The sequence below is a fragment of the Streptomyces finlayi genome, assembly GCF_014216315.1.
GTDB lineage: Bacteria > Actinomycetota > Actinomycetes > Streptomycetales > Streptomycetaceae > Streptomyces > Streptomyces finlayi_A.
Map to the genome: position 1 here is coordinate 5,524,294 of NZ_CP045702.1, position 20,512 is coordinate 5,544,805.

The window sequence follows — 20,512 nt, forward strand, 5'->3', positions numbered from 1 at the left end:
CGTGAGGGCCCGTCGCCCGGTCGGACGGCGGGTCGCGCGTCAGGACAGTAGAGCGCCGTAGTTGACGGAGCGTCAACGGACAGTGAACGCTCCGCACACACGGTCGGTCCGCCCGCGACCGGGGCGGGCGGACGCGTGTCCGGGGCGGGCCCGCCCGTGTCCGGGGGTCAGTCCGCGCGCACTCCGAAGACCGGCACGGAGACCTCGTCGTCGTCCAGACAGCTGCCCGTCGCCAGATCGAAGCGCTGCTTCAGCAGCGGCGAGGCGACGAACGGCCGTCCCTCGGACGAGCCGACCAGGCCCCGGGAGAGCACGTACGCGCCGGTGAACGGGTCCCGGTTGTCGATCGCGTACGCCTTCCCCGCCCGGTCCACGAAGAGGGCGACCTGCCGGCCGTCCGGGAGGAGGGCCGCGACGCCGCGCCCCGGTGTCAGGAGGGAGCGGGCGCAGACCGTGAACCAGTCGTCCCCGTCGGCGAGCTGGATCACCCGGGTGTCCTGCGCGGTCTGGGTCGTTGCCGTCTGTACGGACATCAGGAGGCGGTCCCTTCGAGTGTGCGGACGGCGAGCACCGGTCCCGCGAGGATGTCCAGGTCGGGCTTGACCTGGTCCCGCTCCGGGACGAACTTCACCGAGGGGTCGGGGGCGTCGGGCGCGTTGACGAAGGTGACGAAGCGGCGCAGCCGCTCGGGATCGTTGATGGTCTCGGCCCACTCGTCGCGGTAGCCGGCTACGTGGTCGGTCATCAGCCGTTCCAGCTCGGCGCAGATCCCCAGCGAGTCGTGGACCACGACGTCGCGTACGTGGTCGAGGCCGCCCTCGATCCGGTCCAGCCAGGTCGACGTGCGCTCCAGCCGTTCGGCCGTGCGGATGTAGAACATCAGGAACCGGTCGATGAGACGCACCAGTTCGGCGTCGGACAGATCCTGGGCCAGCAGGTCCGCGTGCCGCGGTTCGGCGCCGCCGTTGCCGCCGACGTACAGGTTCCAGCCGTTGGCGGTGGCGATGATCCCGAAGTCCTTGCCGCGCGCCTCGGCGCACTCGCGGGCGCAGCCGGAGACCGCCGACTTCAGCTTGTGCGGGGAGCGCAGGCCCCGGTAGCGCAGTTCCAGGTCGATGGCCATCCTCACCGAGTCCTGCACGCCGTAGCGGCACCACGTCTGCCCCACACAGGACTTGACCGTCCGCAGCGACTTCCCGTAGGCGTGCCCGGACTCGAAGCCCGCGTCCACGAGCCGTGTCCAGATCAGCGGCAGCTGGTCGACTCGGGCGCCGAACATGTCGATGCGCTGGCCGCCGGTGATCTTCGTGTAGAGCCCGAAGTCCCGGGCCACCTCACCGATCACGATCAGCTTCTCCGGGGTGATCTCGCCGCCCGGGATGCGCGGCACGATCGAGTACGAGCCGTTGCGCTGGAGGTTGGCGAGGAAGTGGTCGTTGGTGTCCTGGAGGGCCGCCTGCTCGCCGTCCAGCACATAGCCGCTGGCGCCGAGTGTGGGTGCCAGCGAGGCGATGATCGAACCGACGGTCGGCTTGCAGACCTCGCAGCCGTCCCCGCCGCGTGCCGCCGGGCGGCCGTGCGAGTCGAGCAGCGCGGCGTACGAGGTGGTCCCCAGCGTCCTGACGATCTCGTACAGCTCGCTGCGGGTGTACGAGAAGCAACCGCACAGGCCCTTGTCGGCGCTCTGCGGCAGCAGCTGGCCGATGACCTTGACGCAACTCCCGCAGCCGGTACCGGCCTTGGTGCACTTCTTCACCTCGGGCAGGGTGGTGTGCTCGCAGATCGCGCCCTTGGTGACGTTGTGGCAGGAGCAGATCACCGCGTCGTCCGGCAGCGAGGACGGGCCGAGCGTGACCGGACCGCCCGCGCCCGCCGGCAGCACCAGCTGCTCGGGCGCTACCGGCAGCACCGTGCCGGTCATCGGCCGCAGCGTGCCGTACTGGTCGGCGTCCCCCACGAGCACCCCGCCGAGCAGAGTGCCGTCCTGGCCGATCACCAGCTTCTTGTAGACCCCCGAGCGGGAGTCCGAGTAGACGACGTCGAGGCAGCCGTCGGCCGCGCCGTGCGCGTCACCGAAGGAGGCCACGTCCACCCCGAGCAGCTTCAGCTTGGTCGACAGATCGGCGCCGGTGAACGAGGACCGCTCGCCCGCGATCACCCCGGCCACCGTCTGCGCCATCTCGTAACCCGGCGCCACCAGCCCGTACACCCGGCCGTCGGAGGCGAGGGCGCACTCGCCGATCGCGAACACGTCGCTGTCGGACGTACGGCACTCGTCGTCGACGATGACGCCGCCGCGCAGGCCGACCGCCAGACCGCACTCGCGGGCCAGCTGGTCACGGGGCCGCACGCCCGCCGAGAAGACCACGAGGTCCGTGGCGAGGGACGAGCCGTCGGAGAGGTTCATGCCGCTGACCGCGCCCTTCTCGTCCGCGGTGACCTCCTGCGTACCGACGCCCGTGTGGACGGTGAGGCCCATGTTCTCGATGGTGCGCAGCAGCGCGGCGCCGCCGCCCGCGTCGACCTGGACCGGCATCAGCCGGGGAGCGAACTCCACCACGTGCGTGTCGAGTCCGAGGCCCTTGAGCGCTCCGGCCGCCTCCAGGCCGAGCAGCCCGCCGCCGACCACCGCGCCCGTCGTCGCCGTCTTCGCGTACTCCTCGATGGCGAGCAGGTCCTCGATGGTGCGGTAGACGAAGCACCCCTCGGCGTCCTTTCCGGGCACCGGCGGTACGAACGGGTACGAGCCGGTCGCCAGGACCAGCGTGTCGTACGTGAAGCCCAGCCCGGAGCGGGAGACCACCCGGCGTGCCTCGCGGTCCACCGTCTCGGCCGGGTCGCCGAGGTGCAGCTCGATGCCGTGCCGCGCCATGAAGTCCGGCTCGACGAGGGAGAGATCGTCCGGGGTCTTCCCGGAGAAGTACGAGGTCAGCTGGACCCGGTCGTACGCCGGTCGGGGCTCCTCGCAGAGCACGACGACCCGGGCGGTGCCCGCCGTCGCGGTCAGCCCGCGGTCGGCGAGTGCCTCCAGGAACCGCTGGCCGACCATGCCGTGCCCGACGACCACGATCGTCGGCACTCCTGCGGCGGGAGCGTTCGGGGAAGTGGGCACCGGCATCTCAGAGACCTCCGTCGTTGGTGAGCAGGTGGAGCAGGGGCATGTCGGCGGGCAGCGCTTCGTCGTTCTGCCAGGTGCGGGCGAGGGTCCCGACCGCACCCAGGTCGCCGAACAGCACCCCGCCGGCCAGCCGGTCGCCACGGACGACGACCGAGCGGTACGCGCCCTTGGTGGCGTCGGCCAGCCGGATCACGTCGTCACCGGGCAGCGGCCGGGAGTCCCCGAACGCGGCCAGGTCGAGCCCCCCGGTGACCGGGGCGGCGGGGACGGCGGCGGGAAGCGCCGCGGCGAGTGCCGGGGCGGGGGAGCGCAGGGTCAGCCGGGTCAGGGCCCGGGTGCCGGTGTAGCGGGCGGGCCGGCCGGCCAGTACCTCGGCCAGGACGTCCGCCTGCTCCAGTGCGGCGCCCGCCAGCCCGTAGACGGTGGAGTCGTGCTCGGCGCAGTCGCCGACCGCGTGGATGTACGGGTCGGAGGTGCGCAGTTCGTCGTCCACCACGATGCCCTTGCGGACGTCGAGGCCGGCGGCCCGCGCCAGGCCCGTACGGGGGCGGACCCCGCAGGCCAGCACCGTGATCTCGGCCTCCAGTTCGTAGCCGTCGGCGAGCTCCACGGCGCGTACCGCCCGGTCCGTGCAGCGCAGGCCGCGAACGCGGCACTCGGTGTGCACCTCGACCCCGAGGGCTTCGAGGTGGCGCCGCAGCAGCCCGGCCGACTCGGCGTCCAGCTGCCGTTCCATGAGGTGCTCACCCTGCTGGGCCAGCACCACCTGGGCGCCGCACTCGGCGAGCGCGCGGGCGGCGGACACCCCGAGGAGGCCGCCGCCGATGACGACGGCGCGGGTCCCGGGACGTACCGCGGCGCGCAGGGCCAGGCAGTCGTCGAGGGTGCGAAAGGGATGCACCCCGTCCGGCAGCCTGTTCCCGAGGCCGCGCAGCGGCGGCAGCACCGGGTTGGAACCGGTGGCCAGCACCAGGCGCCCGTACCGGACGACGCTGCCGTCGTCGCAGTGCACCAGCCGGTCGGCCGGATCGACGCGGACCACCCGGACCCCGCGCCGTACCTCGGCGGGCGGCAGGGCGATCACGTCAGGCGCGTACCGTCCGGCCAGCACCTCGGCCAGCAGCACCCGGTTGTACGGGGCGTGCTCCTCCTCGCCGATGACGGTGACACCGGGGACCCGGGCGGCGAGCCGCGCGCCCGCCATCCCGGCGCCGATCACCACCACACGTGCCGCGTTCTCCGTCTGTGTCCTCATGACGACGAGAGTGCGCGGCGGGTGTTACCCGACCGCATCCCCGCTGTTTCCCTGGAGGAACCTTGCGCTCAGCGCGGTGCAGGCCGGGGTGTGAGCAACACCTGGCCCGGCGGGCACCGACGCACCGTCCACACCACTCGCGGAGCGGTCGCCGGTGCTGGGAGCGCCACGGCAGGAGCTGTCAGCCCCTGTACTCCATGGCCATGACCCCCCAGCTGAACCCGAGCGCACTCGTCGCGTGCAGGACCAGGTCGCCGGGTAGGAGCTTCTGTGCGGTGATGAGTTCCCGCATCGCGATGAAGGTGTCCGCAGCGCCCATGTGGCCGAGCCGGTGGTAGTTGAGGACGCTTCTGCTCTCCGGCAGGCCGAGGTCCTTCAGCAGCCGCTCGTGGATGGGCCTGCTGCCGTGGGTGACCAGCAGATAGGCGACGTCGGTGAGGTCCCTTCCGAGCGAGGCGAGGAGCTCCGTGGTGAGGGTGGTGAAGTTCTCCGCGTAGGCCTCGGCCAGGCCGTCCCGGTTGCCGTTGCGCCGGATGATCATCCCGTCGCCGTCACGGACACCGGAGTAGTAGTCGCACCAGCTCGGATCGGTACGCAGGCGTGAGCCCAGGACCTCGGCCGTGGTGCCGGACGACGACAACAGGAACGCGCCGCCCGCGTCCCCCTGGTTGAACATCTCCTTGGCGGTGGGATCGCCGTAGTCGAGCAGTGTGCTCACCCGGTCGCCGATCAGCACGAGCACCGACTCGCCCTCGCGCCCGGCCAGCGCGTCGCTGCCGGTCTGGAGCGCGGCGATCACGGCGTTGCAGTAGTTCGTCAGCTCGTAGCAGTACGCGCCGGTGATGCCCAGTTCCTGCGCCACCTTCGCCGCCGGCGACCAGAAGGCCTTGTCCCACTCCCCGGTGCCGGCGTAGATCACGGTCCGTACCGCGGAGGGCGGTACCTGGGTCCGCTTCATCACCTGCTGCGCGGCCCGCAGCGCGAGTTCCCACTCCGTCTCCCCCTCTCCGAGGACCGGGTAGCTGTCGCACGTCGTGATGACGCGTACGTCGTCCTCGGAGAGTCCCGACTCCGCCGCCATCTCGCGGACGCTTCTGCGCGCCGACGGGAAGGTGATCTCGAAGTCCGCTATTCCGGCCATGTTCTGCTCCGTCCGGTCGGTTGTGCCGGTCTGCTGTCTACGAGAAGAAGAGGGGCTTGCCCGCGTAGTAGGCGTCGATGGCCTCGCTCATGCTGGACCGCGAGGGCGGATGGAAGACCAGTGCCTGGGCGGCGGATGCGAGGTAGGCGATCTCGGGCGAGCGGATGTAGGTCATGCCGCCCAGCGTCTCGACCGCCATGCCGACGACCCTGGTGAGCAGATCCTGCACGGAGTAGCGGGTGAACAGGGAGGCTGCGGCACAGTCGTTGCCGAGGTCACCGTCCATGATCCGGCGTGCGAGTCCCTCGACGAGGGAGGCAGCGGTCTCGACGAGGAGGCACAGCTGGGCGCGTTCGGCGGCCGTGCCGCGCCGCTCGTCGAGGGCCCGGCCGACCAGGGAACTGGCGACACCGGTATAGGCGGCAGCGATGATCATCTGGAACCAGATGACGCCGGTCTCGTTGAGCTCGTCGAGCTTCTCGGCAGCGGTCGGGGGCGCCCGGAGCAGATCCTCGTCGGTGACGAACACATCCTCCAGGCGGACCTCGTGGCTTTCCGCCGCCACCAGCGGAAACGTCGACCAGAAGGGGTGGACCGAGATGCCCGGGGTGTCGGCGGGCAGCACCAGCAGTGCCATCTCGGGGCTGCCGTCCCGTCCGCTCACGCCCACGCTGGCGGTGAGCAGGTCCATGGAACGCGACAGGCTGCACGGCTTCTTCGAGCCGCTGACGAGGTAGCCGCCGGACGTCTCGCGGGCCTGTACGGCGGGGCTCAGGATGCCGCGGCCGGACCGCCCCTCGGCGAAGCCGGAGGCCAGGAGCGACCTCTTCTGCGCCATGACGTCGAGGACGGTCTTGCGGAGCTTGGAGTCGTCGCCGTAGAGAGGCGAGAGGGAGTAGAGCATGCCGACCGAGAAGTGGTGCATCGCGGTCGCCACCGCGAGGGAGGGGGCGAGCGACCCGAGCGCGCGGACGACCCGGACCGCGTCGAGGGCGGAGGCGCCGATGCCTTCGTACTCGCCCGGGACCAGGAGGTTGGGGCCGCCGTACTGCTTGAACAGGGCGAGTGCGGGGCTCTCCGCCGACTCCAGCTCATCGAACGGTACGTCGGACAGCCGGCCGGCGAGCCCCGGTAAGAGCTTTTCGCAGGCGGCCAGGTCGTGGTGCAGGAATTTCACGCTTCCATACCTTCCCGTAGGGGACGTGTGGGGATGACACGGCGGACCGAGCACCGTGTACGGCGGTCAGTTGCCGACCAGCCCCATGAGGAACGGGGGGTAGCGGTCGCCGTGGACGGCGGCCGCCGGCACGGCCGCCGCGACCGCCGCGAGCTCGTCGGCGGAGAGCTCGACCGAGGCGGCGGCGAGGTTCTCCGCCAAGTGGTCCCGTCGTGCGGTGCCGGGGATGGGGACGACGTCGTCGCCCTGCTGATGGAGCCAGGCCAGGGCGAGTTGGGCCACGGTGATCCCGCGCTCGGCGGCCAGCGGCCCGAGCGCGTCCAGCACCGCGGCGTTGCGGCGCAGCCGTGGCGGGTCGAACCTGGGCAGGGTGCGCCGGAAGTCCGTCGCGGGGCCGAGATCCGCCTCCGCGCGGATGTGCCCGGTCAGGAAGCCCCGGCCCAGCGGACTGGACGCGATCAGGCCCACGCCGAGCTCCCGGCAGACCGGAAGGATCTCGCCCTCGACGTCCCGGCTCCAGAGCGACCACTCGCTCTGGACCGCGGTGACGGGGTGGACCGCGTGCGCACGGCGGAGGGTGGCGGCGGAGACCTCCGAAAGGCACACATGACGCACCTTTCCCTCCGCCACGAGCTCCGCCATCGCGCCCATGGCCTGTTCGATGTCCTCGCCGGGGGCGGCCCAGTGCTTGACGTAGAGGTCGAGGTGGTCCACCCCCAGGCGTCGCAGCGAGGCCTCACAGCGCTCCCGGATGTAGGCCCGGTCCCCGCGCACGCCCAGGAACCGCCCTTGCGCGTCACGTTCGAGACCGACCTTCGTGGACAGGAGCACCCGGTCCCGCCGCCCCGCGACGGCCCGTCCGAGCAGCCGCTCCCCCTCGCCGAGTCCCTGGACGTCGGCGGTGTCCAGGAGCGCGACACCGCGGTCGATCGCCTCGTGCACCGTGGCGAGTGCCTCGGCGGGGTCCGCGATCCCGTAGAACGAGGTGGTGCTGAGGCAGCCCAGGCCCTGGGCCGGCAGCTTCAGCGTGCCCAGGCGGCGGGTGGGGAGCGGTGGTGCGGGCGTCATCGGTCTCCTGTCCGTACGGGCGAGGGCGGGCCCATCGGACCCGGGCGGCCGGCCTTCACCAGGTGTCCAGGTGCATCACGGAGGCCAGCGGCTGACGGGCGGCGGGCCGGAAGTCCGTGCCGATGGAGAACGCGGTCGGGATCAGAGCCGCCTGCACGATGCCGTCCGGCATGCCCAGCAGCTCGGCGATCTCCTTCTCGTACATCAGGTGGAGCGTGGTCCAGGCCGTGCCGAGGCGACGGGCGCGGGCGGCGAGCATGTAGCTCCACGCGGCCTGGATCACCGAGCCCCACATGCCGGCCTCGTTGTACTCCGGTGCCTCCTTGGCGTCCAGGCACGGGATGACGAGGACGGGGACGTCCGCCATGTGCTCGCCCAGGTAGGCGACGCTGTCACCGACGCGTTGCTGCTCCGGGTGGCGGACCGGGTGGTCCGCGTAGAGCGAGGCGCACGAGCCCTCGGACGTCAGGTAGCTCCGCACCGCCCGCCGGTAGTACTCGCCGATGGCGGCCCGCTGGTCCTTGTCGGTGACGACCATCCAGTGCCAGGTCTGCCGGTTGCTGCCCGACGGCGCCTGCAGCGCGATGTCCAGGCACTCCTTGACCAGGTCGAGCGGAACGGGGCGGGTCAGATCGAGCCGTTTGCGCACGGAGCGCGTCGTGGTCAGCAGTTCGTCAGGGGTGAGGTCCAAGAGGGACACGGGGGCCCTTTCCTCGATACGGACACGGAGACGGGAGGTGGTGCCTGTGCGCTTAGGGGGAGTGACGGGCCGTTCGGAGTCAGGCCGCCCGGACACTGCCATCGGCGTTCACGCGCTGCAGCACCGCGTACAGTCCCTCGGCCAGCTCGTCGGCTTCGTCGCGGCTCAGCACCAGGGGCGGATTGATGAGCAGTGCACGGGGGTTGCCACGCAGGATGATGCCCGCTTCCTCGCGCAGGGCCGTCGCGACGGGCGCGGTCCCGGTGGGGAGCGGGGTCCGCGTCTGCTTGTCCGCCACCAGCTCGATGCCGAGCATCAGGCCGAGCTGGCGGACCTCGCCGACCACGGGCAGGTCCTGCAGACCGGCCAGCCGCTGTGCCAGGTACGCCCCGGTCTTGGTCGCGTTCTCCAGCATGTTCTCGTGGTCGATGAGATCGATGTTGGCCAGGGCGACCGCGCAGGCCGTGGGGTGCCCGGTGTAGGTGAAACCGATGGGGAAGCCGTTCCGGGTGATCATCTCGGTCACCTCGTCGCTGACCAGCACGGCGCCGTGGGGGACGTAACCCGAGGTCAGGCCCTTCGCGGTGACCATGATGTCGGGGGTCACACCGAAGTGCTCCGCCGCGAACCAGTGTCCGGTGCGGCCGTATCCCGTCACCACCTCGTCGAAGATCAGCAGGATGCCGTGCTGCCGCAGCAGTTCCGCCACCCGCGGCCAGTAGTCCGCGGGGGGAACGACGGCGCCGCCGACGCTCATGACCGGTTCGCCGATCATCGCCGCGATCCGGCCGGGTCCGATCCGCTCGATCGTCTCGCGCAGCTCCCGCAGGCAGAAGTCCGTCACGCCTTCCTCACCGTACTGCTGGAGCTGGTACGGGTCGGGCGCCGTGAGGTGGTGGACGTCGGGCATGGTCGGCCCGAACCCCTCGTGGTAGACGGGGAGTCCGGACACGCTTCCGCTGCCGTAGCCGATGCCGTGGTAGGCGGACTTGCGGGAGAGCACCCAGGTGCGCTCGGGCCGACCCGCGCGGTGGTGGAAGTAGCGTGCCATCCGCAGGGCGACCTCGTTGCCCTCGGCGCCACCGCTGGTGAAGAAGACGCGTTCGAGGCCCGCGGGAGCCAACTCGGCCAGGCGCACGGCCAGTTCGACCGCCTTGTCGTTGCTCATGAGCTCCCAGGTGTGGAAGCACTCCAGCGCGTTCATCTGCGCGGCGGCGACCTCGGCCAGTTCGCTGCGCCCGTGCCCCACCTGCATCATGCCCAGCACCGCGGCGGCGTCGAGGTAGCTGCGCCCCGTGCTGTCACGGACGCGGCAGCCGTTGCCCTCGACCATGACGATGCGGTCCTGCCTGTCGGCCGGCAGGTTCGGGTGGATCAGCCGGTCACGGTCGGCCTGAATCCAGTGGGCCGTCCTGGACGTGGCGGACGCGGTGACCGGCACGGTGGGGGATGCGGACATGGGCGGGCTCCTTTGGCAGGCGGGCACGAGAGTGCCGTGAACTCGGGAGGGGCGCGTGGAAGGCGGGTGTGAACAGCCACCGACCGGACGGGAGTCTGTCAGCGGGGGTATGCGGTCGGCATGATCACAGCGCACGCCGTTCGTCCAGTGATCCACAAGCGCGGGACAGGGCGGGGACGCCCGCGTCCGTCCGCCGGGCCGGCGTCCCGCCGTTTCGCGGGAGTTTCCCGTGCGGCTCGCTGATCATCCGTCTCCGGTCACCTCGTGCGCGGAAGCGATTGGCCGAACACGTCCTGTGTTCGACGAGTGACGGTTGGTACTTTATGACCGGTTCAGCGTCGGGTCGGAACTTCTCACCGCGGTCGGCACGCGCCTCCCGCCGGCCGCAACCGCCGTCCCGCCCACGAGCCGTCCGCTTCGGGAACACAGAGGCAAGGGGCTTATGACAGAGGGACTGGTCCAGAGTGTCGACGGGGCCCACCGGTTCGCCTACTCGCCGGAAAGCGCCGCCGCCCCACCCGTGATCTCCGCTTTCGGCAGAATGACCGTACGCACGTCCGAAGGTCCGGTGGAGCTGGGGCCGCCGCGTCGTCGCGCCGTACTGGCCCTGCTGCTGGTCAACGCGGGCCGGGTGGTGTCGCTCTCGTCCCTCGTCAACGACATCTGGGGTGCCAGACCTCCCGCTCAGGCGGTCACCACCCTCCAGTCGTACATCTCCCGGCTGCGCAGACTGGTGGCGGACCGGCCGCTGAGCGGTGGGGTGCAGCTCCAGCTCAGACACCGGTCCCCCGGGTACGTGCTGACCGTGCCGCCGGAGCACGTGGACGTCCTGCGGTTCGAACAGGCGGTACGCCGGGGCATGGCCACCCGCGCCCGGGGCGACGCGCTGCACGCCTACGATCTGCTCTCCGAGGCGCTGCACGGCTGGGGAGCACCTCCCTTCGAGGACCTGACGGACTACGAGTTCGCGTCCCAGGAGGCGTCCCGGCTGGGCGACCTGCGGCTGACCGCCCTGGAGGAATGCGCCGAGTGCGCCTTCGCGCTGGACCGCAGCCGAGAACTGCTCCCCGTTCTGGAGCGGGAGGTCTACCTCCACCCGCTGCGCGAGCGCCTGGTGCACCAGCTGATGCGTGCCCAGTACCAGTGCGGCCGGCAGGCCGACGCGCTGTTCACCTTCGAGCGCACCCGGCAGTACCTCGCCAAGGAGCTCGGGGCCGATGTCATCCCCGAGTTACGGCAGGTTCACGAGAGCATCCTCAGGCACGATCCCGCGCTCCGGCGCACGCACCCCGTACCCCCGCCCCTCACCGCCCTGCACCCGGCGCCTCCCGCACCCCGGCGCCACCCGCCCGGCTTCCCGCCGGCCGGCCGCTTCGTCGTCGAAGGCCCCGGCCGGGCGGCGGAGCCGGCCCCTGTGCCGCCGCTCCCGCCGGCCGGCGCCGCGGCAGCGGCTGCCGGCGAGCCGAGGACGCCGTCGGCGCGGCGCGGTGAGCTGGGAAAGCTGTCGGCCGCGCTGGACGCTGTCCACCGCGGCAGCGGGCGCGGTGTCCTCCTGGTGGGAGAGGCGGGCGTGGGCAAGACGTGGCTGCTCCAGCGGTTCGGGGAGCAGTGCCGCGCGTCTGACATCGATGTCTTCACGGTCTACTGCCCTCCGGACGACGACATGCCGGCGTACTGGCCCTGGCTCCAGGTACTGCGCCAGGCGGCGGCCCGGCGGCCCGAGGCGATCCAGGCGCTGCCGCCGACCGTACGCAGACACCTCGATCCCCTCCTTCCCGAGCCGGACGGCGGCCCGGCGGGGGAACCCTCGTCCCTTCCGCCCGGAGCAGGGACGTTCGCCTTCCAGGAAGCGATGAGCCGGATCCTGCTCGCTCTGGCCGACCGCCCGCTGGTCATAGTCCTGGAGAACTTCCAGCGGGCCGACTTCCCCTCACTCGCGCTGACGCGCTTCCTCGTGGAGCAGACGGCCGAGTCCTCGCTGCTGCTCGTAGTCACCTCGCGTGCCTTCCGCATCTCCGACGATCCGGGCTGGCGGGCCACCCGGGCGCGCCTGCTTCAGATGCCGCACGCCGAGGAGATCCGGCTGGAGGGGCTGCCGCCGGAGGAGAGCCGCGGCATCATAACCGCCGCCCTCGGTGCTCGTGCCGACCCCGCTCTGTGCACGGCGCTGCAGAATCGATCCGGCGGCAACCCCTTCCTGCTGCTGGGGCTCCTTGACGCGGTGGGCGACGGAACGACGGCCCGGCAGGTCAACGAGCTGCTGCCGCCGAGACTGGCAGAAGTGATCATGGAGAGGCTGTCCGGCATTCCGGCCGGCGTACTCACCGTCCTGAACGCCTGCGCCGTTCTCGGTCCGGAGAGCACCACGGACACCTTGCGGGAGCTGGCCGTCGCGGCCGGGGCGTCCGCCCAGGACGTGGGGAGGGCGCTGCGCGCCGGACTGCTGGGGGCGAGAGCGGACGGTTCCTCGCACATCGACTTCCTGCAACCGCTGGTCCGCGACACCGTGCGCCAGGAGATGCCCGGTGGAACCTGCCCGGAACCGGAACCGGAACCGCGCCGTCGCGCCACCGGCCCGTACCGCCTCCAGCCACGTGGCGTTCCGGCCTCGCGGAAGCCGCTCGACTGGATGTTCACCCGGCCCTCCGGCCGGTTGCAGCACGCCGCGGCCCGGGTGCTGCGGTGGTATCTGACAGCGCTGTTCGACAGAGCACCCCTGTCGAAGGCCGAGGTCGCCCGGGAGGCCGGCCTCCCGGGCGAGGCGATCACCCTGAGCCTGGGCGGCGAACTGGTCGCCTCATGGCCGGCGACCCACCTGCTGGTCACCATCCTGGGCGGGTACCCCCAGGCACTGCGCCCCGTCTGGGACGCGGCGTCGGGCGACGAACCCCCGGACGCCCGCTCCGAGCCGGAAGCACGGCGCCGGCTGCGGGCAGTGCTGCACGTACTGCACCTGGCGGCGGGCGCACCCGCCGAGGGGGAACTGGGCGCGGAGGCGCTCCTGGCGTCCGGCGCCACCCCCGCCTCGGTGCCGGACTGGCGCACGACCAAGCGGATCACCATCCTGCTCGGCGCCGACCCGAGCGTGATCCGACCCTTCTGGGACGCCTGGTCCCACGCCCGCCATGACGGCACCGGCCCCGTGGAAGGGGCGGCATGAGCGCGTAATTAGGGTCTGGGGCATGCCTGAGACAACCCTGACCACCCTCGTTCTCCTCTGCCTCGCCGCCCTCGCCGCCGGCTGGATCGACGCGGTGGTGGGCGGGGGAGGTCTGCTGCTCCTGCCCGCGTTGCTGCTCGGCCTGCCCCAGGTGCCCGCCGCGTACATCCTCGGCACCAACAAGGCCGTGGCGATCGTCGGCACCTCGGGGGCCGCGGTGACGTATCTGCGCAAGGCTCCGGTGCGAGTGGGCACGGCCGTACGGATCGGGCTCATGGCGCTGGCCGGCTCCATGGCCGGTGCGTTCTTCGCCGCAGGGATCAGCAGCGAGGTCCTGCGCCCGGTGATCATGGTGGTGCTGCTCGGCGTGGCGGCCTTCGTGCTGCTGCGGCCGTCGTTCGGCACGGCGGTCGCGGGGGACGGTACGGGGCAGCAGGCCACCCGGGCCCGTAACGTCACGGCGATCGTGCTGGTCGGCGGCGGCATCGGCTTCTACGACGGGCTGTTCGGTCCGGGCACCGGCACCTTCCTGGTGCTGGCGCTGACCGCCGTACTCCACCTCGACCTGGTGACCGCGTCCGCGAACGCCAAGATCGTCAACGTCTGCACCAACGCCGGGGCGCTGGCGATGTTCGCCTACCAGGGCACGGTCCTGTGGCAACTGGCCGCACTGATGGCCGTATTCAATCTGGCGGGTGGCATGTTCGGTGCGCGGATGGCGCTCAGGAAGGGCAGCGAGTTCGTGCGCGGCGTGCTGCTGGTCGTGGTGTTCTCCCTGGTCGCCAAGCTCGGCTTCGACCAGTGGACGGCCTGACCCCGCCGCTCGGCGCGCCCCTCGGCGTATTCCTCAGCGCACCTCGGTGAGATGCGCGTACGCCACGACGTTGCCCTGGTAGCCGGTCTTCTCCGAGAATCCGCCCCCGCAGGTGATCAGCCGCAGCGAGGCGTGCGGCGACTCGCCGTACACCCGCTGGTCGGGGAAGTCCTCGTTGTCGTACACCTCGATCGCGTCGATCGAGAAGACTGCCGTGCGCCCGTCCTTGCGGTCGATCTCGACCAGGGTGCCCCGCTTCAGCGCCCCCAGGGCGTAGAAGACGGACGGCCCCTGCGCGTTGTCGACATGCCCGGCGACGATCGCGGTGCCTTTGGCGCCGGGCGGGGTGCCGTCCTTGAACCAGCCGGCGACGTTGCGGTTCCCGTCCGGCGGTACGTCGAGACTGCCGTCCTTGCCCAGCCCCAGCCGCGTCATCGGCGCGTCCACCTCGATGCCGGGGATGCGGATGCGGACCGGTTCGGACGGGCGCATCGGGTCGGCGACGGGGGAGCCGGGCTGGAGCTGGGGACCGGCGGCGAAGGACTCGGCGGCGGTCGGCTGGGGTGGCACGAGCAGGGTGTCGGCCCCGTTCTGGATCAGCCAGAGCCCGCACAGCACGGCGATGCCCACCAGCCAGCCCTTGGCCCCCCGCGCCTTCTGGGACATCAGCTGCCGTGCGTACCGTTCGCCCGGCGGCGCGTCAGCAGCGCCCCGCCGGCGGCGGCCGCGGCGATGACACCCGCGCCCGCGGCGATCTGGGCGGTGTCCGGTCCCACGCTGCCGCCGACGCCCGTCCTGACGTGTCCGGAGGGACGGTTGTGGTCGGGCTTGTAGGGGTCGGGCTTGTGGGAGCCACCGCCCCCGGTCACTTCGAGGTCGCCGCCGGCCTCCTTGCCGTTGTCGCACACGACGCCGATGCCGTACGTTCCGGGCTTGGTGTCGTGCGGCACGGTGAACCGGCCCACCACGGCCTCCTTGTGGGTACCGGCGCTCACCTCGAAGTCACCGGCGTCCAGCGAGTTCGCGTCCCCGATGCCCGAACCGTTGGGTCCGCAGGCGGTGGTGCTCACGGTCACCGTGGAGCCGGGCGTGGCGGTCGCCGGGGTGATCTCCAGCTTGCCGAGGTCTCCCCTGTCCGCGTACGCGGACGGGGTGGCGAGGGTGAGGCCGAGCGCGGCGACGGTGAGCGCCGAAGCGGCGGTACCGGTCACGAGACGGGCAGGACTGCGCATGGGGAGTTCCTCCGGGCAGACGGCGCGAGCTGGGTGTGTCCTGTCTCCGAGGTAACGGGCACCCTGCGGCCCACGCCTGCTGACGGGAGGTCAGCTTTCACCCGTACGGCCCGGCGAGGCAGCCTTGCCTCGGGCTGTCGGCGCAGGTCAGACGGGTGCGGCTGGGCTGTTCGGCTGGCCGCGGGGCACCCCTTGCCGATCGAGTGACGAGCATCGATTCGACGTGACGCATATCACATGCATGGCCTCGGCGGTCCAGGGCACACGAAGTACACCCCCCCACGGGACACGGCATCCCCCGCCGTCGCCCCACGGCAACCGCCTCCACGGACCCACCCCCCCGGTCCGTGGGGGCGGTGTCGCGTCCGCCCGCCATGCCCCGGTTCAGGCCCCGCCCGTGGCAGTCCACTCGACGACCGGCGCGCGCAGCCGGCCGCACAGGGGCTGACCCTTCGCGTCGGTCAGCGGGAGCCGCGCGGTGAGATGCCCACTCCGTACGGCCGCGTCGAGGACGGCCGGGTCGATATCGCTGAACATCAGCTTGGCCCGCCGGAACATGGAGAACACCCCGGAGTCGTCCACCGTGCCCCAGGACAGATACACGAACCGCCCGCCGAGCCGGTTCTGCACGTACGGCCCCGTCACCTCCACGCCCTCCTCCGTCGGCGTGCTGACGCAGTCCAGTGTCCAGGTGGCGGAGGGTGCGTCTCCCGGGTGCAGCCCGAGCAGCTCACCGGGCCGGTCCTTGCGCTGCACGCCCACGTGGATGTTCTCGTAGCCGGGGAAATCGGAGTCCGGCCCGCAGGCGCGGCCCGGGAGTGCGGAGGCCTCGATATGGATCTGCATGAGGTCGAGACTATGTTCACTCCGTCAGACGCTGCCCCAGGCGGCACCCGTCAGACGCTGTCCCAGGGGGCACCCGTCAGACGCTGTCCCAGGCGGCGTCCTCGTACACCTTCCCGAGCCGCTCCATCAGCGCCTCGTCGACCTCGAAGGACCCGTCGTCGATCCGGTTGACCGGCGCGATGCCCTGCGAGTTGGTGACGAACGCCGACCGGTAGGCCCCCAGGTCCTCCAGCGTCACCGGCCGCCGCGCCGAGCCCTCCGGGCCGAGACCCCGCTCCAGGAGTGCCATGGTGATGCCGTTCAGGGCGGGCGCGTCCGGCCAGACCACCGAGGTGCCGTCCCAGAAACCGATGTTGGTGATGGCCCCCTCCGTCACCACACCGCCGGGCGCCGTCAGCAGTGCCTCGTCGAAGCCGGCCCGCGCCGCCAGCAGTCCGTAGTAGGTCTGGCCGAACTCGCCGGGTCGCTTGATGTGCGGCACCGCACGGGCGTACGGGACGGACATCAGGCTCTTGGGGGCGGCGGGCGTCCGCGCCGGTGGCCGTATCGTCACCAGCACCGTCGTGGCCGTATCGCCCGGCGGCAGGAGACCTTGCACCCGCACCGAGCCGTCCACCGTCCCGGCGCCCTCCAGCGCGTGCGCGATCAGCCCCCGTACCTGCTCGCCGTCCAGCGGCAGGCCGAACAGTTCCCGGTTCCCGGCGTCCAGGCGGGCGAGGTGCAGATCCAGGCCACGTACCTTCCCTCCCCTGACCTGCATGGCCGTGAAGTGGCCGTAGGGGAAGAAGGCGGCGACGCGCAGGTCGTCCTCGGTGGCCGGATGCCCGTTGACCTCGACGTACAGCGACTGCGCGGGAGTTGTCATGCCGTCCACCGTATGCCGTGGGAAACACCGGGACGGGCGGGCTTGACCTCAAGCTCGGTTGAGGCGTGAGTCTCCGGGCATGGACCTCATCGCTTCGGCATCCGCATCCGTATCCACCGCCGCTCCCGCCCCCCTGAAGGTGGCGGTCATCCTCGGCAGCAACCGTGACGGGCGCTTCGGCCCCGTCGTCGCCGACTGGTTCCTCTCCCGGGCGGCCGGCCACCCGGACATCGAGACCGACCTGATCGATGTCGGCGAGCTCGACCTCCCGTTCGCACTCTCCTACAGTCCGGACAGCGCCGTGCAGGCTCAACTGGCCCGCGTCTCACCCCGGCTGGCCGACGCCGAGGCCTTCGTCGTCCTCACCCCCGAGTACAACCACTCCTACCCGGCCCCGCTCAAGAACCTCATCGACTGGCACCGCGCCGAATGGCAGGCCAAACCGGTCGCCTTCGTCTCGTACGGAGGGGTCTCCGGCGGTCTCCGGGCCGTCGAACATCTCCGCCAGGTCTTCGCCGAACTGCACGCCGTCACGATGCGCGACACCGTCTCCTTCCACAACGCGGGCGCCCACTTCGACGACGCGGGCCGCCACAAGGACCCCGCGGTCCCCGACGCGGCGGCCAAGTCGATGCTCGACCAGCTGGTCTGGTGGGGCAACGCGCTACGCGACGCCAAGAGGCGCCGGCCGTACGGCGTCTGACCCGGTCCCGGCCGACAATCGGAGGAGACCCCCTTCGTACGCACTCCCGAGGAGCCCGACGATGACCGAGCCGGCATGGCTGACCGTACTGACCACCACGGACAGCGAGGAGAAGGCACGGTCCCTCGCCCGGAGCGTCGTGGAGGCCAGGCTCGCCGCCTGCGCCCAGATCTCCGCGCCCGTCACCTCCGTCTACCGGTGGGAGAACGCCATCGAGTCCACCGAGGAGTGGCAGGTGCTGCTCAAGACGACGGCCGAGCGGTACGACGAACTGGAGGAGCACATCGAGGCGGTGCACGACTACGACACCCCGGAGATCATCGCGGTCCCCGTGGTCCGAGGCAGCGCCCGCTACCTCGGCTGGGTGACGGCCCGGACGGCACCCGTGGTGGCCCCGTGACCGCTGCTCCGGCCGCGGAACCGCCCTTCTTCGTCTACGGCACGCTGCTGCCGGGACAGCGGAACCACGACCGGTTCCTCCTGGGCCGCACGGCCCGGGAGCGGCCCGCCCTGCTGCCGGGCGCGCTCCTCTACGAGGGACCCGGATACCCGTACGCCATCGAGGGCCACGGCACGGTGCACGGCGCCCTCGTCGTCCCGGCGCCCGGTGCGTACGGGGAACTGCTCGGGCTGCTCGACCGGCTGGAGCAGTACGTGGCTCCGGGCCACCCGCGCAATCTGTACGAGCGGGTGGCCCGCGAGGTCCGGGCGGCCACGGCCCCGACCCCGACCACGGCCACGACCCCGGCCACGGCCCCGGCCACGACCCCGGCCCCGACCACCGCCTGGGTCTACTTCGCGGCCGCCGCGGTCACCCGCTCGCTGCGCACGGGCGGCACCGAGATCCCGGGCGGAAACTGGCTCACGAGGCAGGCTCCACCCGCACCGCGCACACCTTGAACTCCGGCATCCGCGAGACCGGGTCGAGGGCCGGATTCGTCAGCGTGTTGGCCCGGCCCTCGCCCGCCCAGTGGAACGGCATGAACACGGTGTCCTGCCGGATCGCCACGGTGATCCGGGCGGGCGCCACCGCCCGCCCCCGCCGCGAGGTGACCGCGACCGCGTCGCCCTCCGCCACCCCGATGCGCTCCGCGAGCCTCGGGTGCAGCTCCACGAACGGGCCGGGCGCCGCCGCGTTCAGCTCCGCCACCCGGCGGGTCTGCGCCCCCGACTGGTACTGCGAGACGACCCGCCCGGTCGTCAGCACCACCGGGTACTCCGCGTCCGTCTCCTCCGCCGCGGGCCGGTGCGTCACCGGGACGAACCGCGCCCGCCCGTCGTCCGTGGCGAACCGGTCCAGGAACAGCCGCGGCGAACCGGCGTGCTCCTCGTCCGGGCAGGGCCAGAACACCCCGTCCTCCGCCACGATCCGCTCGTAGGTGATGCCCGCGTAGTCCGCGGGCCCGCCCGCCGAGGCCCGCCGCAGCTCGTCGAAGACCTCTTCCGGGTCGGTCGGGAAGCCCTTGCCGTGCCCCAGCAGCGCGGCCAGACCGTGCAGCACCTCCAGGTCGCTGCGTACGCCGTCGGGGGCGGTCACCGCCTGCTGCCGCAGCAGCACCCGGCCCTCCAGGTTGGTCGTGGTCCCGCTCTCCTCCGCCCACTGCGTCACCGGCAGCACCACATCGGCCATGGCCGCCGTCTCCGACAGCACGACGTCCGCGACCGCCAGGAAGTCCAGCGACCGCAGCCGCTCCTCGACGTGTCCGGCGCGCGGTGCGGAGACCACCGGGTTCGACCCCATCACCAGCAACGCCTTCACCTGCGACCCCAGCGCGTCGAGCAGCTCGTACGCGCTGCGTCCCGGCCCCGGCAGCGAGTCCGGGTCCACGCCCCACACCCCGGCCACATGGCGGCGCGCCGCCGGGTCGGTGAGCTTGCGGTAGCCGGGCAGCTGATCCGCCTTCTGGCCGTGCTCGCGGCCGCCCTGCCCATTGCCCTGACCGGTCAGACAGCCGTATCCGGACAGGGGGCGCCCGGCCCGGCCGGTGGCCAGACAGAGATTGATCCAGGCGCCGACCGTGTCGGTGCCCTTCGCCTGCTGCTCCGGCCCCCTGGCGGTCAGCACCATACCGGTTTCCGCCTCGCAGAACGTCTCCACGGCCTCGCGCAGCTGCGGCACCGGCACCCCGGTGATGCGCTCCACCAGCTCTGGCCAGTGCGCCATCACCCCGGCCCTGGCCTCGTCCCAGCCGTTCGTACGGGAGCCGATGAACTCCTCGTCCACCCGGCCGTCGGCCACCACCAGATGCAGCATCCCCAGCGCGAGCGCCAGATCGGTGCCGGGCCTGGGCGCCAGGTGGAGATCCGCCTGCTCGGCGGTCCTGGTGCGGCGCGGGTCGATGACGATCAGTTTGCCGCCGTTCTCGCGCAGCTCGGTGAGATAGCGCAGCGCGGGGGGCATCGTCTCGGCGAGGTTGGACCCGACGAGGATCACGCACCCGGTGCGGGGGATGTCCTCCAGGGGGAAGGGCAGTCCGCGGTCGAGGCCGAAGGCCCGCTGGTGCGCGGCGGCCGCCGACGACATGCAGAAGCGGCCGTTGTAGTCGATCTGGGAGGTGGCGAGCACGACCCGGGCGAACTTCCCGAGCGTGTACGCCTTCTCGTTGGTCAGCCCGCCCCCGCCGAACACACCGACGGCGTCGGCCCCGTGCGCCGCCCGGGTCCCGCGCAGCCCTTCGGCGATCCGCTCCAGCGCCTCGTCCCAGCCGGCCGGCTCCAGTTCGCCGCTCGCGGCGTTCCGTACGAGCGGCCCGGTCAGCCGTACCGCCGGGGAGAGCACGGCGGGCGCGGTCCGGCCCTTGCCGCACAGCGCTCCCCGGTTGACGGGGAAATCGGTACGCTCCACGACCTCGACCACCGCGCCATCGGTGACCGGTCGCAGATTCATCCCGCACTGCAGGGCGCAGTACGGGCAGTGGGTGGAAGTCTCGGTGCGGGCCATACGCCCAGCGTGTGAGCCGGGTATTACGAGGAC

Annotated in this window: 18 protein-coding genes; 5 read left to right on the plus strand and 13 right to left on the minus strand. The window is 71.8% G+C overall.

Annotated elements, in window-relative coordinates; translation table 11 throughout:
• Positions 1-167: 167 nt before the first annotated feature.
• The 8 genes from nirD to F0344_RS25395 all read right to left on the minus strand — a co-directional run bounded on the left by nirD (position 168) and on the right by F0344_RS25395 (position 9,918).
• Positions 168-533 (minus strand): nitrite reductase small subunit NirD, encoded by a 366-nt coding sequence (gene nirD, locus F0344_RS25360; RefSeq protein WP_185300971.1) that lies wholly within the window; start codon positions 531-533, stop codon positions 168-170.
• Positions 533-3,118, minus strand: coding sequence for a nitrite reductase large subunit NirB (gene nirB / locus F0344_RS25365; protein WP_185300972.1), 2,586 nt, complete (start codon positions 3,116-3,118; stop codon positions 533-535). The genes nirD and nirB overlap by 1 nt, the downstream gene beginning before the upstream one ends.
• Position 3,119: 1 nt before the next feature.
• Positions 3,120-4,373 (minus strand): NAD(P)/FAD-dependent oxidoreductase, encoded by a 1,254-nt coding sequence (locus F0344_RS25370; protein ID WP_185300973.1) that lies wholly within the window; start codon positions 4,371-4,373, stop codon positions 3,120-3,122.
• A 181-nt stretch (positions 4,374-4,554) separates the two neighbouring features.
• The gene (locus F0344_RS25375; RefSeq protein ID WP_185300974.1) at positions 4,555-5,514 is read right to left on the minus strand and encodes a 3-oxoacyl-ACP synthase III family protein; all 960 of its coding nucleotides are present in this window, start codon (positions 5,512-5,514) and stop codon (positions 4,555-4,557) included.
• A 37-nt stretch (positions 5,515-5,551) separates the two neighbouring features.
• Entirely contained in the window at positions 5,552-6,691 is a 1,140-nt protein-coding gene (locus F0344_RS25380) for an acyl-CoA dehydrogenase family protein (protein ID WP_185300975.1), read from the minus strand.
• 66 nt (positions 6,692-6,757) lie between these two features.
• The gene (locus F0344_RS25385; RefSeq protein ID WP_185300976.1) at positions 6,758-7,759 is read right to left on the minus strand and encodes an aldo/keto reductase; all 1,002 of its coding nucleotides are present in this window, start codon (positions 7,757-7,759) and stop codon (positions 6,758-6,760) included.
• Between the two features lie 55 nt (positions 7,760-7,814).
• A complete protein-coding gene (locus F0344_RS25390; RefSeq protein ID WP_258050106.1) occupies positions 7,815-8,459 on the minus strand; it encodes a nitroreductase family protein in 645 nt (214 codons plus the stop codon).
• Positions 8,460-8,538: 79 nt separating this feature from the next.
• Positions 8,539-9,918 (minus strand): aminotransferase family protein, encoded by a 1,380-nt coding sequence (locus tag F0344_RS25395; protein WP_185300978.1) that lies wholly within the window; start codon positions 9,916-9,918, stop codon positions 8,539-8,541.
• 442 nt (positions 9,919-10,360) lie between these two features.
• On the opposite strand from F0344_RS25395, the gene F0344_RS25400 reads away from it, so the two are divergent.
• Together F0344_RS25400 and F0344_RS25405 are read left to right on the plus strand one after the other, a co-directional pair.
• Positions 10,361-13,078: a BTAD domain-containing putative transcriptional regulator gene (locus F0344_RS25400; protein WP_185300979.1), complete on the plus strand. Its 2,718-nt coding sequence runs from the start codon at positions 10,361-10,363 to the stop codon at positions 13,076-13,078.
• Positions 13,079-13,100: 22 nt separating this feature from the next.
• Positions 13,101-13,892 carry a sulfite exporter TauE/SafE family protein gene (locus F0344_RS25405; protein ID WP_185300980.1) on the plus strand — a complete coding sequence of 264 codons (792 nt, stop codon included), beginning with the start codon at positions 13,101-13,103 and terminating at the stop codon, positions 13,890-13,892.
• Positions 13,893-13,925: 33 nt separating this feature from the next.
• Here the strand turns inward: F0344_RS25405 and F0344_RS25410 are convergent, their stop codons facing one another.
• The 4 genes from F0344_RS25410 to F0344_RS25425 form a co-directional block, all read right to left on the minus strand.
• On the minus strand, positions 13,926-14,558 hold the full coding sequence (locus F0344_RS25410; protein ID WP_185300981.1) for a class F sortase: 633 nt from the start codon (positions 14,556-14,558) through the stop codon (positions 13,926-13,928).
• Positions 14,558-15,124 carry a hypothetical protein gene (locus tag F0344_RS25415; protein ID WP_185300982.1) on the minus strand — a complete coding sequence of 189 codons (567 nt, stop codon included), beginning with the start codon at positions 15,122-15,124 and terminating at the stop codon, positions 14,558-14,560. Before F0344_RS25415 ends, F0344_RS25410 begins: the two co-directional genes overlap by 1 nt.
• A 384-nt stretch (positions 15,125-15,508) precedes the next feature.
• On the minus strand, positions 15,509-15,970 hold the full coding sequence (locus F0344_RS25420) for a DUF5990 family protein (RefSeq protein WP_185300983.1): 462 nt from the start codon (positions 15,968-15,970) through the stop codon (positions 15,509-15,511).
• A 76-nt stretch (positions 15,971-16,046) separates the two neighbouring features.
• Complete coding sequence (locus F0344_RS25425; protein WP_185300984.1) at positions 16,047-16,835, minus strand: aminotransferase class IV family protein; 789 nt, start codon at positions 16,833-16,835, stop codon at positions 16,047-16,049.
• Positions 16,836-16,914: 79 nt separating this feature from the next.
• On the opposite strand from F0344_RS25425, the gene F0344_RS25430 reads away from it, so the two are divergent.
• The 3 genes from F0344_RS25430 to F0344_RS25440 all read left to right on the plus strand — a co-directional run bounded on the left by F0344_RS25430 (position 16,915) and on the right by F0344_RS25440 (position 18,438).
• The gene (locus F0344_RS25430; RefSeq protein ID WP_185300985.1) at positions 16,915-17,538 is read left to right on the plus strand and encodes an NADPH-dependent FMN reductase; all 624 of its coding nucleotides are present in this window, start codon (positions 16,915-16,917) and stop codon (positions 17,536-17,538) included.
• Between the two features lie 61 nt (positions 17,539-17,599).
• Complete coding sequence (cutA, locus tag F0344_RS25435) at positions 17,600-17,938, plus strand: divalent-cation tolerance protein CutA (RefSeq protein WP_185300986.1); 339 nt, start codon at positions 17,600-17,602, stop codon at positions 17,936-17,938.
• A complete protein-coding gene (locus F0344_RS25440; protein WP_185300987.1) occupies positions 17,935-18,438 on the plus strand; it encodes a gamma-glutamylcyclotransferase family protein in 504 nt (167 codons plus the stop codon). Before cutA ends, F0344_RS25440 begins: the two co-directional genes overlap by 4 nt.
• Here F0344_RS25440 and F0344_RS25445 read toward each other — a convergent pair.
• Positions 18,401-20,479, minus strand: coding sequence for a molybdopterin oxidoreductase family protein (locus tag F0344_RS25445; protein ID WP_185300988.1), 2,079 nt, complete (start codon positions 20,477-20,479; stop codon positions 18,401-18,403). The genes F0344_RS25440 and F0344_RS25445 overlap by 38 nt on opposite strands.
• Positions 20,480-20,512 lie beyond the last annotated feature (33 nt).